15 protein-coding genes are annotated in these 13,555 nt (G+C 40.3%); 4 read left to right on the plus strand and 11 right to left on the minus strand.

Annotated features, from left to right (window positions below; genetic code table 11):
* Nucleotides 1-2: 2 nt before the first annotated feature.
* Complete coding sequence (locus tag QZZ23_RS11230) at nucleotides 3-638, minus strand: type IV pilin N-terminal domain-containing protein (protein ID WP_292470120.1); 636 nt, start codon at nucleotides 636-638, stop codon at nucleotides 3-5.
* A 272-nt stretch (nucleotides 639-910) separates the two neighbouring features.
* Between QZZ23_RS11230 and QZZ23_RS11235 the strand changes: the two genes are divergently transcribed.
* From QZZ23_RS11235 to pyrH, 3 genes are all read left to right on the plus strand, one after another.
* Nucleotides 911-1,087: a 4Fe-4S binding protein gene (locus QZZ23_RS11235; protein WP_292470122.1), complete on the plus strand. Its 177-nt coding sequence runs from the start codon at nucleotides 911-913 to the stop codon at nucleotides 1,085-1,087.
* 166 nt (nucleotides 1,088-1,253) lie between these two features.
* Nucleotides 1,254-1,991: a hypothetical protein gene (locus QZZ23_RS11240; protein ID WP_292470125.1), complete on the plus strand. Its 738-nt coding sequence runs from the start codon at nucleotides 1,254-1,256 to the stop codon at nucleotides 1,989-1,991.
* Between the two features lie 8 nt (nucleotides 1,992-1,999).
* Nucleotides 2,000-2,704, plus strand: coding sequence for a UMP kinase (gene pyrH, locus QZZ23_RS11245; protein ID WP_292470128.1), 705 nt, complete (start codon nucleotides 2,000-2,002; stop codon nucleotides 2,702-2,704).
* Nucleotides 2,705-2,722: 18 nt separating this feature from the next.
* Here pyrH and QZZ23_RS11250 read toward each other — a convergent pair whose 3' ends face one another.
* The 4 genes from QZZ23_RS11250 to QZZ23_RS11265 all read right to left on the minus strand — a co-directional run bounded on the left by QZZ23_RS11250 (nucleotide 2,723) and on the right by QZZ23_RS11265 (nucleotide 5,713).
* Nucleotides 2,723-3,019 carry a hypothetical protein gene (locus QZZ23_RS11250; RefSeq protein WP_292470130.1) on the minus strand — a complete coding sequence of 99 codons (297 nt, stop codon included), beginning with the start codon at nucleotides 3,017-3,019 and terminating at the stop codon, nucleotides 2,723-2,725.
* Between the two features lie 212 nt (nucleotides 3,020-3,231).
* Nucleotides 3,232-3,750, minus strand: a complete 519-nt coding sequence (locus tag QZZ23_RS11255; RefSeq protein WP_292470132.1) for a B12-binding domain-containing protein — start codon at nucleotides 3,748-3,750, stop codon at nucleotides 3,232-3,234.
* A 297-nt stretch (nucleotides 3,751-4,047) separates the two neighbouring features.
* Nucleotides 4,048-5,175 carry an isocitrate/isopropylmalate dehydrogenase family protein gene (locus QZZ23_RS11260; protein ID WP_292470134.1) on the minus strand — a complete coding sequence of 376 codons (1,128 nt, stop codon included), beginning with the start codon at nucleotides 5,173-5,175 and terminating at the stop codon, nucleotides 4,048-4,050.
* A 58-nt stretch (nucleotides 5,176-5,233) separates the two neighbouring features.
* Nucleotides 5,234-5,713: a 3-isopropylmalate dehydratase small subunit gene (locus QZZ23_RS11265; protein ID WP_292470136.1), complete on the minus strand. Its 480-nt coding sequence runs from the start codon at nucleotides 5,711-5,713 to the stop codon at nucleotides 5,234-5,236.
* A 191-nt stretch (nucleotides 5,714-5,904) separates the two neighbouring features.
* Here QZZ23_RS11265 and QZZ23_RS11270 point away from each other — a divergent pair, with 191 nt between their 5' ends.
* Nucleotides 5,905-6,348: an Lrp/AsnC family transcriptional regulator gene (locus tag QZZ23_RS11270; RefSeq protein ID WP_292470138.1), complete on the plus strand. Its 444-nt coding sequence runs from the start codon at nucleotides 5,905-5,907 to the stop codon at nucleotides 6,346-6,348.
* On the opposite strand, the gene ablB is transcribed toward QZZ23_RS11270, so the two are convergent.
* The 6 genes from ablB to QZZ23_RS11300 all read right to left on the minus strand — a co-directional run bounded on the left by ablB (nucleotide 6,349) and on the right by QZZ23_RS11300 (nucleotide 13,507).
* Complete coding sequence (ablB, locus tag QZZ23_RS11275) at nucleotides 6,349-7,182, minus strand: putative beta-lysine N-acetyltransferase (protein WP_292470140.1); 834 nt, start codon at nucleotides 7,180-7,182, stop codon at nucleotides 6,349-6,351. It lies immediately after the preceding gene.
* The gene (gene ablA, locus QZZ23_RS11280; protein WP_292470143.1) at nucleotides 7,175-8,488 is read right to left on the minus strand and encodes a lysine 2,3-aminomutase; all 1,314 of its coding nucleotides are present in this window, start codon (nucleotides 8,486-8,488) and stop codon (nucleotides 7,175-7,177) included. The genes ablB and ablA overlap by 8 nt, the downstream gene beginning before the upstream one ends.
* Nucleotides 8,489-8,732: 244 nt before the next feature.
* On the minus strand, nucleotides 8,733-9,989 hold the full coding sequence (locus QZZ23_RS11285; protein WP_292470146.1) for an ATP-binding protein: 1,257 nt from the start codon (nucleotides 9,987-9,989) through the stop codon (nucleotides 8,733-8,735).
* A gap of 631 nt (nucleotides 9,990-10,620) precedes the next feature.
* Complete coding sequence (locus tag QZZ23_RS11290; protein WP_292470149.1) at nucleotides 10,621-10,776, minus strand: hypothetical protein; 156 nt, start codon at nucleotides 10,774-10,776, stop codon at nucleotides 10,621-10,623.
* A 209-nt stretch (nucleotides 10,777-10,985) separates the two neighbouring features.
* Nucleotides 10,986-12,383: an NAD(P)/FAD-dependent oxidoreductase gene (locus tag QZZ23_RS11295; protein WP_292470343.1), complete on the minus strand. Its 1,398-nt coding sequence runs from the start codon at nucleotides 12,381-12,383 to the stop codon at nucleotides 10,986-10,988.
* 56 nt (nucleotides 12,384-12,439) lie between these two features.
* Nucleotides 12,440-13,507 (minus strand): formate--phosphoribosylaminoimidazolecarboxamide ligase, encoded by a 1,068-nt coding sequence (locus QZZ23_RS11300; protein WP_292470152.1) that lies wholly within the window; start codon nucleotides 13,505-13,507, stop codon nucleotides 12,440-12,442.
* Nucleotides 13,508-13,555 lie beyond the last annotated feature (48 nt).

Raw genomic sequence — 13,555 nt, forward strand, 5'->3', positions numbered from 1 at the left:
GGTCATTCTGCAGGAACTACTTTACATTCACATTCAGCAATTACACACTGTGTTTCAAGATCTAATATCTTGATGGTTATCTCAACGTTCTCTCTCAAGCCATAGTTGTTGGAAGTGTTGGTAATACCGTTTATACTAACAGATACTGAAGATGCGGAAGTACCATCAATGCTGTCATGTCCGTTGAGTATGAGTGTTTCACCTGCAGACCATAAACCATCGGAAAGAACAGAATTCCTTGAAGCATAAGCAGACTCCTTGCCATCAAAAAGAAGGTTATCATAACTGACGAGAACATCACCATATAGATTCATACCACCTATGAAGTTACTGGTGTAGCTTCTTCCTTCGCCGATTATAACTATTTTTGTGGAATCAACAGATAAAGGCTCACCACCTGCATGTTCAAGGAAAATGAAGTTCTTACCTAAGCCTACATGATAAGCAGTAGACCCCTCAGATCCTGCTTTAACATAAACCATGGGTGCACTGGAAAGTGATGTACTGATACCATCACCATACACTGCCGACACAGTAACACCTGCCAGCAAAATCGTCAGAAATACCATTAGTATAACTCCAATAACAGGAGAAACTCCTCTTATGTCACCCCATAAAATCACAATTCGTTTTTCCATGTGGTTAATTTTAATAACTGATATATAAATTAATCTTAATTGTTGTAATATATAATCTGCACCATAATACATACACGTTAAAGAATATAGCAGAATTGTAAGTCAGCAGGCACATTAATGAAAATAGGACAGCAGCCCCTCTGTTACAACAGGATAACGATAACTTTTTATTTCAGTTCTGTTATGATAGGATGTAGAGTTCTACTAATATATGGTAGATAAATATACAAGCACAATCGTGCATTGTGTACAACTAAAGGAGCGTAAAACAAATGGTAGCAATTATTACTGTCGATGAATGTGTCGGTTGTGGAACATGTATAGATGAATGCCCTGCAGAGGCAATTACACTTAACGGTGAAAACATTGCACTTGTAGAAGCAAGCGAATGCCTAGACTGCGGTGCATGTGTTGATGTGTGCCCAACAGACGCAATAACAATGGAATAAGAGTAAATCTTCATTCCATATTCTTTTAAATTCTACTCTTTTACATACCTATTCTTCTTTATCCCCACGCGACAATTGTGTCAGCTATGCACACTATTTATATCTGATGCAAAATATATATGAGTAGATAGCTTAACATATTTAAAACTTTAAATAAAGGGATATTATGCTAAAAAGCAGAATGATAAAAACAATATTCATGGCAATACTGTTACTCAGTTGTACTGCTACAAACGCATATGCATCAATGTTTGAACTGGAAATTGTACCCATTTCCATAATAAAAAAAGATCCCTCTGCGTATGACAGTACTATGGCCTATCGTAAAATTAGCGTAATTGGAAATTTATCAGAGCTGAGCAAACAATCAGCAACCATTACTGATAATTCAAATTCATTGAAAATAGAAACATCAAGAATAGAACTTTTTGAAGGATTCAATGTGAGTGAACAGACTCTAATTACAGGAGAGTTTATTTATGAACCAATTGCAGAGAGCACACTTATACCCACTTATGTCCTCCATTATCCAATTGAGGATATGGGTATTGTAAATATAAGTGAAATTATTGCAGATTCACCTTCCCATAATGGAAAATATATGACAGTCGTAGGGAATATTTCCAGCATGGAAATGACCATGGGGAGATATACCATCATCATAATGGATAACGGGAACAATACCTTAAAAGTCTATTACTATGGTTCCACAGACCTTGCACCAGGGGATGTAGTCAAAATATTTGGACTTTACAATGGAAAAGCACTTCACAGTGAAAGTATAGGAATGAACAAGTCTCCACTGTCGCTTTCAACACTCGTTCCTGGATTTTCTTCAATTATTGGAGCAATTGCGATCATTTCCATGGCGTTACTTTTAAAATCAAGACAGCGTAACGACTAGAGATTATCATGTTAATTATATTATCAGTCGGTGGATCAATACTGGCAAAAGAACTTAAACCAGATAGTTTTCTGGGATATGCACAAGCTTTAAAAGAGCTTGCTAAAGAGCACACTGTTGTAGTAGTTACTGGAGGCGGGGTCGCTGCAAGAGACTATATCGGTGTGGCACGCAGCACTGGTGCCAACGAAGTGGAATGTGACTACATAGGCATAGATATAACCCGCCTCAATGCAAAGCTCCTCATTTCCGCTCTGGGTGATGCTGCATATCCTGAACCTCCAAAGGATTACAAAGAAGCACAGGATGTGTTATCCTCTGGTAAAATCATTGTAATGGGAGGAGTCATCCCAGGACAGACTACAGATGCTGTTGCTGCAATACTCACAGAATACCTCCGAGCTGACCTGTTAGTTATATCAACAGCCGTTGATGGCGTATATTCTGCAGACCCGCGCAAGGACCCGGATGCTGTCAAATACGAGACAATGACAGCAAAGGAGCTTGTTAATACAGTAATGACAACTGAAATGAAAGCCGGATCAAAATCACCAGTAGACCCCCTTGCTGCAAAAATAATAGAACGCTGCAACATTGAAACAATAGTGATGGAAGGCAGTGAACCACAGAATGTCCTGAAAGTTATTTTACAGGAAACAAAGAAAAGTGGCGATAAAAAAGGCGTTTACCTTGGAACACGCATTGTTAATTAAAAAAATTGTTTGTGACTTTCAGATATAAGCCACAAGATATTCCGGTTCTTCCTTACAGGAAGTAACCTCTTTTAATTTATCAGTGGACTTTTTGAGAGAGTCGATCGTCTGCTCAAATATTGCCATCTTCTTTTTTGCCTGGCGGACTTTCTCGTTTTCAGCTTCTAGTTTTTCTATGAGGACCTTGCGCTGCTCTTCAGGAATGTCAGCACGGTTTATCTGTTTCTGATAATTTAAAGAAAGTTGTATATATTTCCTAAACATCTCATTCATGAGACCAAGGTCGTTTTCCAGTTCTTCAATTGTTTTTGCCATACGAGAATTCACACTCCTTTAAATGAAGGGGCATTAGCCATTCATTTAACCCTAAAGGCCTTAGTATGCCACCAGTTTACATAAAGAGGGTGCAAATTATCATATATAAAAATATCTATTCTCGAGTATATAATCACTATGATAATGATGATATATGGCCTAATACAAATTAAACAATAGTATAAAAAATAATAGCAAAAAAAGATTAGCTGTCAAATAACACACAACTGAAAAGTCGTTAATCCAGGATTTGCTGCCATTGCAGCCTTTATGTCCTCTTTGCAGGAGTTGGGAATATCCACAAATTCTCTATCTTTTTCAAGAAAATCAACTATAGGAACATCGTCAGGTATCTCCACAACTTCATAGCCATTTATCCTGAACATTGTTTCGAGAATATCTATTTTCTCGTCTCTTTTACCTTCATTAACAAGTTCGATGGCCATACTGTCTGTTCCCTTTTTGCAGCTGTCGCTTTCCTCAAACACCGACATACCTGCTTTCATAGTATTTGATGCTGCAAAAATATGAAGGAGACATGCGTTTCCATCTTCAAACATGTCACCAACTGCTTTCATGCCTTCAAGATATCCCTTCTCTATAAAGTCATTGATATCCAAACCCATTTTGAGGGCATCTTTAGCTACATTTTCTGCATTCTTCTCATCAAAATTAAGAATCGAATTCTTTGCATCCTCTATGAGCTGTTTTTTATCTTTATCCTGAGACAATGTATCATCCCTTTAAGGTGGAGTTGTTACATTTCAAATTGCTTGTATCCCGCGCAATTACGTAACAATTTTGACAAATTTGCAGTTATATATAAACCCGTCGATGATACCTTCAGAGTATATCACGAATATACATAATTAAATAAAAACGTACAAAATAAATAGAACAATCTGAAATATGGAACAAAATGAGATAAACAACAGAATAAATCAAATACTAAATTAGTATAGAGATTTAAATATCAGTCCTTAGAAAAATATAAGAAAATGCATCCATGATGGATGCAAAATAAGAATTTACTTTCCAAGAACTATTCTTGCGATATCGTCACCAACATCAGATGTTCCGGCAGAGCCACCCATGTCATAGGTACGGACCTTTGCATCAAGTATGTTAGTCTCGATAGCAGAAACAATAGTATCTGCAGCTTCCTTTTCACCGAGCTGTTCCATCATCATAGCACCTGCCCAGATAGTGGCAATTGGGTTGACCTTGTTCATTCCCTTGTACTTTGGTGCAGAACCGTGGATTGGCTCGAACATGCTGGTACCTTCCGGATTGATGTTTCCACCAGGTGCAAGTCCAAGTCCTCCCTGAACCATTGCCCCAAGGTCAGTTATTATGTCACCGAACATGTTAGGTGTTACAACAACATCGAACCACTCAGGATTCTTCACGAACCACATGGTCATTGCATCAACATAGTTGAAGTCTGTAGTAACATCAGGATGCTCGGATGCAATACTTGTAAATTCTTCCCTCCAAAATCCGTAGATATCAGAAAGCACATTTGCCTTGTCAACAGATGATACGTGCTTCTTGCTCTTCTCAGCAAGATCGAATGCATATCTGATAACTCTCTGTGTACCTTCCTTAGAGATCATACCGATCTGGTACCCAATCTCCTCACTGTCAGTCTCGATGTCAAGACCGAACTTTGCAGAGTAAAGGGATCTTGAGACTTCAAGAAGGTCTTTGCTGATACCTTTCTTTGCACGTCCGCCTATACCGATGTAGAAGTCCTCCGTGTTTTCCCTGACAACCGTGAAGTCAATGTCTGCAGGAGTCTTGTCCTTTATAGGCGTCCAGACGCCCTCAAGTAACTTGATAGGACGAAGATTAATATACTGGTCAAAGTAGAACCTGGCAGCAAGCAATACACCTTTCTCAAGGACACCCGGTGCCACTCTTGGGTCACCTATTGAACCAAGGTAAATAGCAGAATACTTAGAAAGCTCTTTCAGAGAATCTTCTGAAATGAGTTCACCTGTTGCGAGATAATGGTCAGCACCATGCGGGAACTCTGTCCATTCGACATCAAATCCAAATCTCTCGCCTGCAGCATCGATTACTTTGCGACCTTCGGCAATGATCTCAGGCCCTATACCGTCACCTGGAATTACAGGTATTTTATACTGTGTCATAATTACTCCTAAGATAAGATCTTCTTAATAATAACAAATATATGAGATTACAATGTGATCATATAATTTGTCTTGTGTATTCAATCAGGCCACCAGCATCCATAATTCCCCTTACGAAGTCCGGCAGAGGTGTCGCCTGATATTTCTCATTCTTTGTGACGTTGGTAATCTCACCTGAAGCAAAATCAACAGATAGCTCATCACCATCATCTATTCTATCAGTGTCAGGACACTCGAGAAGTGCCACACCGATATTAATGGAGTTCCTGAAAAAGATACGTGCAAATGATTTAGCGATCACACAGCTTATCTTTGTTCCTTTCAGTGCAATTGGGGCGTGTTCTCTTGAAGAACCGCAACCAAAATTGTTACCGGCAACAATGATGTCACCCTCTTTGACCTCTGTAGGGAATTCAGGTCTTACACCTTCAAAAGCATGTGCTGCAAGTTCTTTGGGGGTATTCATGATAAGATACCTTCCCGGAATCACAGCATCCGTATCAACGTCATCTCCAAATTTCCAGACTCTTCCGTTCATATTTCCACCTGATTAAGAATATTAATGATAATCAATACTAATAGTTGAAACTATACCTTAGATATCATTATACTAAATAATACTACTGGCAAATTGAGAGTTACATAAATATCACACATAGTAAACTGTAAATGTGTAAGAAAATGCCATAACGAAAAATCATTAGTAATAACAAACCCAAGTTTAAGTAGATGGTCAGCAAAAAAGATCAAGTCATACTTTCCATGCTGCAAAAAGGAGCAAGGACACCAATAACAGAGATAGCTAAGAAAGTGGATCTCAGCGAGAACGGAGTAAGATATAGACTTGAAAAACTGGAAGAAGAAGGATATATCAAAAATTATACCGTGTTATTGAACCCTAAAAAGTTTGGCAAACATACCTTTGCTATATTCAATCTGGAAATGGAGCCTAAAAAAACAAAAGAAAGCATAAAGAAACTCATGCAGATCGATGAATTCATCAAAATATACCAGACAACTGGCCAATACTCTATCAAAGCATTCGGTCTTTTCAATGATGAAGAAGAGTTGGCCAGCTTCATAAACAATCATCTTCTCTACGAGATACCTGTGCAGAACTACAGTGTAGAGATTATAACCAGAAGTATTAAGGACAGTATCTATTACGTCTGATCAAAGCTTTTTGTACCATACATTCATGCTTTCAATACCCCCGGAAATATTGGTATTATTTACAAGCGTTCCGGCATAGATGTAGGAATGGCGTGAAAAAACCGTATTCATGCCATATGACCTTGCTCTTGCAATGGTGTATGCTGTTTTGATGCCGGTGTCGCTCATATTCTTTTCCATCTCATCCAACAAATAATAGGAATAGCCTTTTCCCCGCAATTCAGGAAGTGTTGCAAAATCAGTCATCTCAACATTGCTGTCGGCAGTATCCATCTCACATGAAGAAACAGCAACGAGTTTTCCGTTTTTTCTTATTCCGAAATAAACAAAATTCTCATACATTGTTTCAAGCAGATAAGTGGCATCACTTATTGGAAAAGGATAGCTTGGAAATACCTGCCTGTACAGATCGGCCATCTCGGGCGTGTCAGCCTCTCCGCAAACAATGAATTGTTCATCATCTGAGAGTTTCACATCTTTGGAAACATTGAACTTTGAGACAGCCGCTTTCAAAACTGAAGTATTCTCGTGAGAAGTCAGCTCCTGCATACGTGACTGAGAAAGATACTTTGCCATAAAACAGGCATCTTCACTCCCATTGAAGAAGCCAGGTATAAGAGCTTCTTCAATGTGACCTCTGTTAAGAAAATATTCTTTGGCAGATATAGGTATCTTGGAAAATATCTTAGAATAATTATTTTCCTGCGCAATTTCTTCAATCGTGGATGGCAAATACCCAAAGTCATCTGTCGCAAGCTTCATGAGATAAACACGGTCATTGAATGGACCATGTTGTATCAGGGAACCTGCGATCTTTTCGATCTGGTCACACAACGTTCCTTCTCTCCATGCGCGCGGTATCTTCAGGCACCAGACTCAATGCATCATCATAGTCAGATAGCAGACTTGCAATTCCCACTGATTTTGATTCCTTTGCCTCATCAAGTTTTAACTGTAATTTGCAGTTATCACATTTTCGATCACAATACACAGCTTCGTATGAATCCGGTTCCGCATATGAAGTGATCACACCCTCATAGTTTCTCAGGATAACCTTGTTCGTGGACCAGGAGATGAGATAATTTGGCATAACAGGGATCTTTCCCCCACCACCAGGAGCATCTATCACATAGGAAGGAACCGCAAAACCACTGGTATGACCAATCAGATTTTCCATTATCTCCATACCTTTGCCAACAGATGTCCTGAAATGTGTCAAACCTTCTGAAAGGTCACACTGGTACAGATAATATGGCCGGACCCTGTTTTCTACCAACCTATGGAAGAGTCTCTTCAGTATCCTGTAACAATCGTTCACACCCGCAAGCAGGACGGTCTGGTTACCTAATGGAATTCCTCCGTCTGCAAGTTTTCGCAGGGCTTCCCTTGAAGAAGCAGTGACTTCACGTGGATGATTGAAATGAGTGTTTACCCACACAGGATGGTGTTTTTCTAATACATTCACAAGGTTGTCGGTCACACGATATGGGAGAACAACAGGCATCCTGCTGCCAATTCTTATGACCTCCACATGTGGAATAGCCCGAATTTCTGTGAGAATCCAGTCCAGATAATCATCTGAGAGCATGAAAGGGTCACCACCTGAGAGCAGAACATCCCTTATCTCCGGATTGTTGGCTATATATTCAATTCCCTTGAGAACTTCATCTTTTATAGGGATGGAATCCACATCACCCACTTTTCTTTTTCTGGTGCAGTGCCTGCAATACATAGAACATACGTTGCTGATGTGGAAAAGCACCCTGTCAGGATACCTGTGTGTAATTCCCGGTACAGGGCTGTCGTGGTCTTCACTTAACGGATCTTCCATGTCATCGCCAGAAAGGATTAGTTCATTAGGTGAAGGGAAGGATTGCATGAAGATAGGATCATTCCTGAAATCTTCTACTTCAATGAGCGAAAGGTAGTAAGGAGTAATAGATAAAGGAAATGTATCCAACGTCTTCTCAAGTGCTTCCCTTTCATCTGCTTCAAATTTGATGTTAAGAAGCGTTTCAAATGTATCAATATCTGTGACTGAATGTCTCAATTGCCATTTCCAGTCATTCCATTTTGTGAGGGGTTCCTCAGAATCAATTCTATCTACAATGTTTTGTTGTCTTGTTTCGTATGATTTCATCGAATCACTTATCAATATAGGATTTTACTTTACAGAAGATAATGAAAAACAGAATACCACAGAATAAATAGTTCCAATCTTGGGAACAATTGTTCACCACAAACAATTTCCAGTGGTTGATCTTCTATATCTATAGATACATGCCTGGTTCTTCATAAAGAAGCTTTTATAATGATATAATAGTTATCTGATGATTCCGCAGATATATAGACTTTTTTGTGCAGAAAAAAAATAAAAGATAGAATTAAGAGATGATTGCCGGGTCATCGCCACCATGCCAGCTAAGACGTGGTCTCATCCTTATTATATGAGAAGCTTCTGTGTTGTCGTCCACAACAAATGCTGCCCCTTTCTCAGAGCCCATTTTCATGATAGAATCACCAAAATTCTCTTTCATGTACGTTGGCCGAACAGATTCAAGAACACTGATATCGTCCTGTGATGTAAGGCGATGACATATTACAATATCAGACTGTGAAAGCACATCCTGATGTATGGACGATGGACGCTGGGTTGCAAGCACCAGCGACAGACCAGGCTGACGCCCCTGTTTTAGCCATTCATTTAACAGGACATCCGAAGCAAGAGTTCTACCCTCTGAAGGCAGAAATTGCTGGGCCTCATCAATAAACAACCAGACCATAGGGATGCCTTTTTCGACATTTTCATCCCCCATCATTATCCTCTCATGGGAACGTCTGGCTTCAAGTCGAAGATGATAGATACTCCGTGTAATTGAACTGACAAGTGCTGATCTTACAGCTTCGCTTTTGATAGTACTGACATCAATAACGGATGTAGAACCGCCTCTGACTATTTCCTCTATGCCTTCACTTTTTTCAGCAAACACACCCCATGATGAAGCAGTACTGAAATGATTTTCTACAGCACCTTTTGTGACTGCATCAGAACGTTCGTCCTCCATTACAGAAGCAAGAATATCATCAAAGGAGAAAACAGAGTTCTTTTTGAGGATATCGATTGTTCTTATAATAAGTACACCAGATGAAGAAATAGCATCTATACCAAATAATTTGCACCACTCATACCCATCTATTTGGGATATTGGCATGGAAAGCGGTTTTACTTTAATGTGCCTCTTCTGATAACTTTCAAGACTTCCTGCAGGTACAAAAACATCTATGTCAAAGCCTCTTGGCTCCATTCCCCACTCATTAATGGCTGAACTTTGTTTTTCATTGCTCTTTCCAAGCGTCCAGAAAATCCCCATGGTATCAATGACAACTGAAGAAACGCTATTTTTGATATTATCAGGGAGCATCATCAGCCCTTCCATGAGAACCGCCATAGTATATGATTTTCCATAGCCTCTTTTCCCTGCAATGAATACTGCATGGGGTTTATTCACATCAAGGGACACATGGGAACCTGAAGACCTGTCGCGTGCAAGATACCTTCCCAGATAAAGGAGAACATCCTCACCATTTCCACCAAGGATATATTGCTGTTTTGAAACACCTGCATTTAAAGAACCTGACATAATGATGTGGAAAGCGATACCACAATATATATTCTTTTTCATTTGGCATTAAATTGTAAAATAGTTAGTATAAAAAGATTTAAAAATAGTCGAATAACAGAGTGGGATTACTCCCACTCCGTCTTCCAAGAACGCACCGTGCAATTTTCACCGCAGTACGCTCACGCATGTCGCATGCATGATGAATAAGTAGGCGGATAGTCTTTCAACTTGTAAATGCCTCACCGAAGTGTCTTTGGCTCTTTTACATACACCGAAATCTTATTCCTTTGCTTTTGACACACCTTTGACAAGTCAGCACCCTTTCAGGTTAGGATAATAGTCCCTATCTCAGACATTACACCCGAGCCTTCGCTTAATGTCAAATCCTTTACCTGCTATGCATTAGGTCAGACCCCCACCATCTACAAAGTAGTTTGGAGCATATCAGGCTTACCGGTTTCAGTATGATGGATAGATAGTGATGGTTTAGATGCCGTCTTTACGCCGAGAATGCGATGTTCATTCGATGTGGCACTGTTCTGGTTACCACATCCGGATTCCTTGCCTTTTGGCCCAAGCGTATCACCTTATTTCGCTTGTCTGTCATAACGACGCCTGTATGGATTTACCAACGATTCACTTACGTTCATCAATGCCATCTTTCCCTAGCAGCTAGCTGGATTAAGGTACCAGGTTCGCCACATTCCATGTGAGCTTCATACCACACTATGTCTGAAATAGTATCGCATGTCACAATGGGGATACGGGGAACGAATCCCATAACCTCATTCCAAAGGCAATCCATTATACCGCTTTACCGTCGCACAGAACAATAGACATTGCAAAATAAAAAAACAGTGCCAAACAAATTGAAAAATTATATATATGGCTATTCATATGTAGGTGGACGAGGAATCTCCGTCATCACATCATTCCCCTCTGATGCATTGATTCTTTTAAGAAATGTATCATACCCCAAACTTCACCCAAACCATCGTTGTGCGAGGTTCCTCATTACTTCTTATTGATATGTGATAGTATACCCCTAGCAGCGAGTACTCCGGTTGCCGAAGAATTTACCAGATCACGTGAAAGACCTGCACCGTCTCCTGCAACAAATAGGTTGAAAATATTTGTCTGCATTGTGCTGTCAACATCTATTTTAAGTGAGTAGAATTTCACTTCCGGAGCGTATAAAAGAGTGCAATCCGAATCAACACCGGGAATGATTTTACTTAGCACTTCCAGACCTTCTATTATATCCATCACAATTCGATGAGGCATTGCCATGGAAATATCCCCGGGAGTGATATCTTTGAGGGTGTTTATAACTGTATTTCTGGAAATGTGTTCTGCTGTTGACCGTCGTCCCCTTTTCAGGTCTCCAAGCCTTTGCAGGACAGGCTTCCCACCACCAATTGTCGTTGCAAGTTTTGCCACCGACCTTGCATATTTGATGGTATTTTCCATTGGACGTGTCAGTTCCACATGCACAAGGAATGCAAAATTGGTATTGTCAGACTCCTTACTATGCATTGAATGCCCATTTGTTGCAACGAATCCACCATACTCCTCCTTTACAACAAATCCACGTTCGTTGGTACAGAATGTCCTAACAAAATCATCATATCTACGAGTATATATGTGGAACTTAGGGTCATGGTTTATCCGGGTAATTGGATCCATGATTATGGAAGGAACTTCCACACGAACCCCAATGTCAACTCCGCTGTATGAATATTTTATGGAATGACGGTTCACAAGGCAATTCATCCACTGATATCCCACTCTCCCCGGAGCCAGTATAGTATACCTTGAATTTATCTTCCTGTTTTCCAGAAGCACACCTTTACATTCCCCTTCACCCACAAGGACATCCTTTACCTTCGATTCAAGAAGAAAAGAAACTCCCATGGATTCTAGATCTTTTTTCAAGCAGTTAATCAGAGCTGTAGAATTATCCGAACCGATGTGGCGCTGCTTTATATCTATGAACCTGGCACCTACCGAAGCAGCCCTCCGCTTTAGCATCTCTGCATCTGCACCTGTAGCAGAGTGGGCTTTTTGAGGTGCACCGTATTTCAGATAGATACCATCAACATATCCCACAAGTTCCCAGGCAGTCCTTTCATCACCAGTGAGTTCTGCCAGATCACCACCAATGTCAGGCCTCAGGTTCAATGTCCCATCAGAATAAGCACCTGCTCCCCCCACTCCACAAAGAATGGAGCATGGTGTGCAATGTTCACACGATAGAACAGATGACATCGGGCAATACCTCTTATCAATATCCTTACCTTCCTCCACTACAAGTATCTTCTGACCGGATACTGCAAGTTCGTAAGCTGCAAAAAGCCCTGCTGGGCCTGCGCCCACAATTACAACGTCATAATCATCTGTTGCATCGAAAATAGTAACACACCCATGATCCTCGCCTGAAAGAGAGGAACATGAGTATATTGTAAGTATTAGGATAAGATTTTATCCAGTTGACCGGTGGAACTTGCAATCTTAATTTCCTGGGCAATCCGTTTGCCAGTGGAAAGATCGGGCTCAATAAGGTCAGAATAAGGAGAGCCTGCGAGATATAGGTTAGTACCTGCAACAATGCGGGCAGATATCTCAAATACCTTGATCTCAAGCTTATCGGTTACTACAGTTTCCAGACAGAAAGGACCAATCATACCATCAAACAGCTCAAGGGACTGCTCAACTACCTTCTCCCCGAGAGTAAATATCTTAGGGAGAAGTGATTCCCTTGCAACAAGAGGAACATTTCCGGTAACCACATAGGTTGGAATGATAGCTGCCTCTTCAAGCTCCCGGGGAGAACCGAGTCTGAAAATCTCATCCGCATTTGACTCAACCCTGCGGTCCATACTGAGCATCTCAAGAATACCTGTACTCAGTTTGTAGCCTTCCTCCCTCAGAGGAGAATAGAAAAAGTGAAGGTAATATCTTGTACCTACAATGAACTCCTGAATGGTGAACTTCTCGTTGGGATCAACATGCTCCTTGAACTCCTCATAGTTCTTGGCAACAAAAAAACCACGTCCACCCTTTGCACCATGATACTTGACCATAACAGGACCATTTATGTCCTCGGGTTTGACGACCTTTGGCATCTCAAGACCTGCACCTTCCAGCCATTCACGTTCCATTTCCCTGTCAGATTCCCACTCAAGAACCGCCCTGTTACCAAAAGTAGGAATAGCCATCTCGGCAAATGCATCTGTACCCATGTATTCTACAAAGGAACCGTGTGGAATTATAATTGCATTCTTGGACCTGAGTGCATCAAGAATGTTTGGTATGTCCTTGTAACTATCTATAATAATAAACTCATCCGGTTTTGCCAACGGAAAAGCATCATAGAATCTCGGAGGTTCTTTTACACAGATTCCTATAGTTCTAAAGCCTTCTTTCCTTGCCCCGTAAAATATCTGAAGACTTGAATGAGAACAAACAGTGGCAATGCTCAGATTATTATGGTCATATTTCTCAACAATTTCCATTATTCGTTCTTTAGTAATCATACTGTAATACCCCTAGAATTTACCCCATATTGTTCTAGCTATTCTTTA

Origin of the sequence: Methanolobus sp. (assembly GCF_016278385.1) — an archaeon.
Classification (GTDB): domain Archaea; phylum Halobacteriota; class Methanosarcinia; order Methanosarcinales; family Methanosarcinaceae; genus Methanolobus.

Coding starts and splice junctions, on each gene's coding strand:
- QZZ23_RS11270 (WP_292470138.1), top strand. CDS start 5,905: ATGGTCAGCAAAAAAGATCAAGTCATACTTTCCATGCTGCAAAAAGGA.
- QZZ23_RS11240 (WP_292470125.1), top strand. CDS start 1,254: ATGCTAAAAAGCAGAATGATAAAAACAATATTCATGGCAATACTGTTA.
- QZZ23_RS11230 (WP_292470120.1), bottom strand. CDS start 638: ATGGAAAAACGAATTGTGATTTTATGGGGTGACATAAGAGGAGTTTCT.
- QZZ23_RS11285 (WP_292470146.1), bottom strand. CDS start 9,989: ATGTCAGGTTCTTTAAATGCAGGTGTTTCAAAACAGCAATATATCCTT.
- QZZ23_RS11265 (WP_292470136.1), bottom strand. CDS start 5,713: ATGAACGGAAGAGTCTGGAAATTTGGAGATGACGTTGATACGGATGCT.
- QZZ23_RS11300 (WP_292470152.1), bottom strand. CDS start 13,507: ATGATTACTAAAGAACGAATAATGGAAATTGTTGAGAAATATGACCAT.
- QZZ23_RS11260 (WP_292470134.1), bottom strand. CDS start 5,175: ATGACACAGTATAAAATACCTGTAATTCCAGGTGACGGTATAGGGCCT.
- QZZ23_RS11235 (WP_292470122.1), top strand. CDS start 911: ATGGTAGCAATTATTACTGTCGATGAATGTGTCGGTTGTGGAACATGT.
- QZZ23_RS11290 (WP_292470149.1), bottom strand. CDS start 10,776: ATGGATTGCCTTTGGAATGAGGTTATGGGATTCGTTCCCCGTATCCCC.
- QZZ23_RS11250 (WP_292470130.1), bottom strand. CDS start 3,019: ATGGCAAAAACAATTGAAGAACTGGAAAACGACCTTGGTCTCATGAAT.
- pyrH (WP_292470128.1), top strand. CDS start 2,000: ATGTTAATTATATTATCAGTCGGTGGATCAATACTGGCAAAAGAACTT.
- ablA (WP_292470143.1), bottom strand. CDS start 8,488: ATGAAATCATACGAAACAAGACAACAAAACATTGTAGATAGAATTGAT.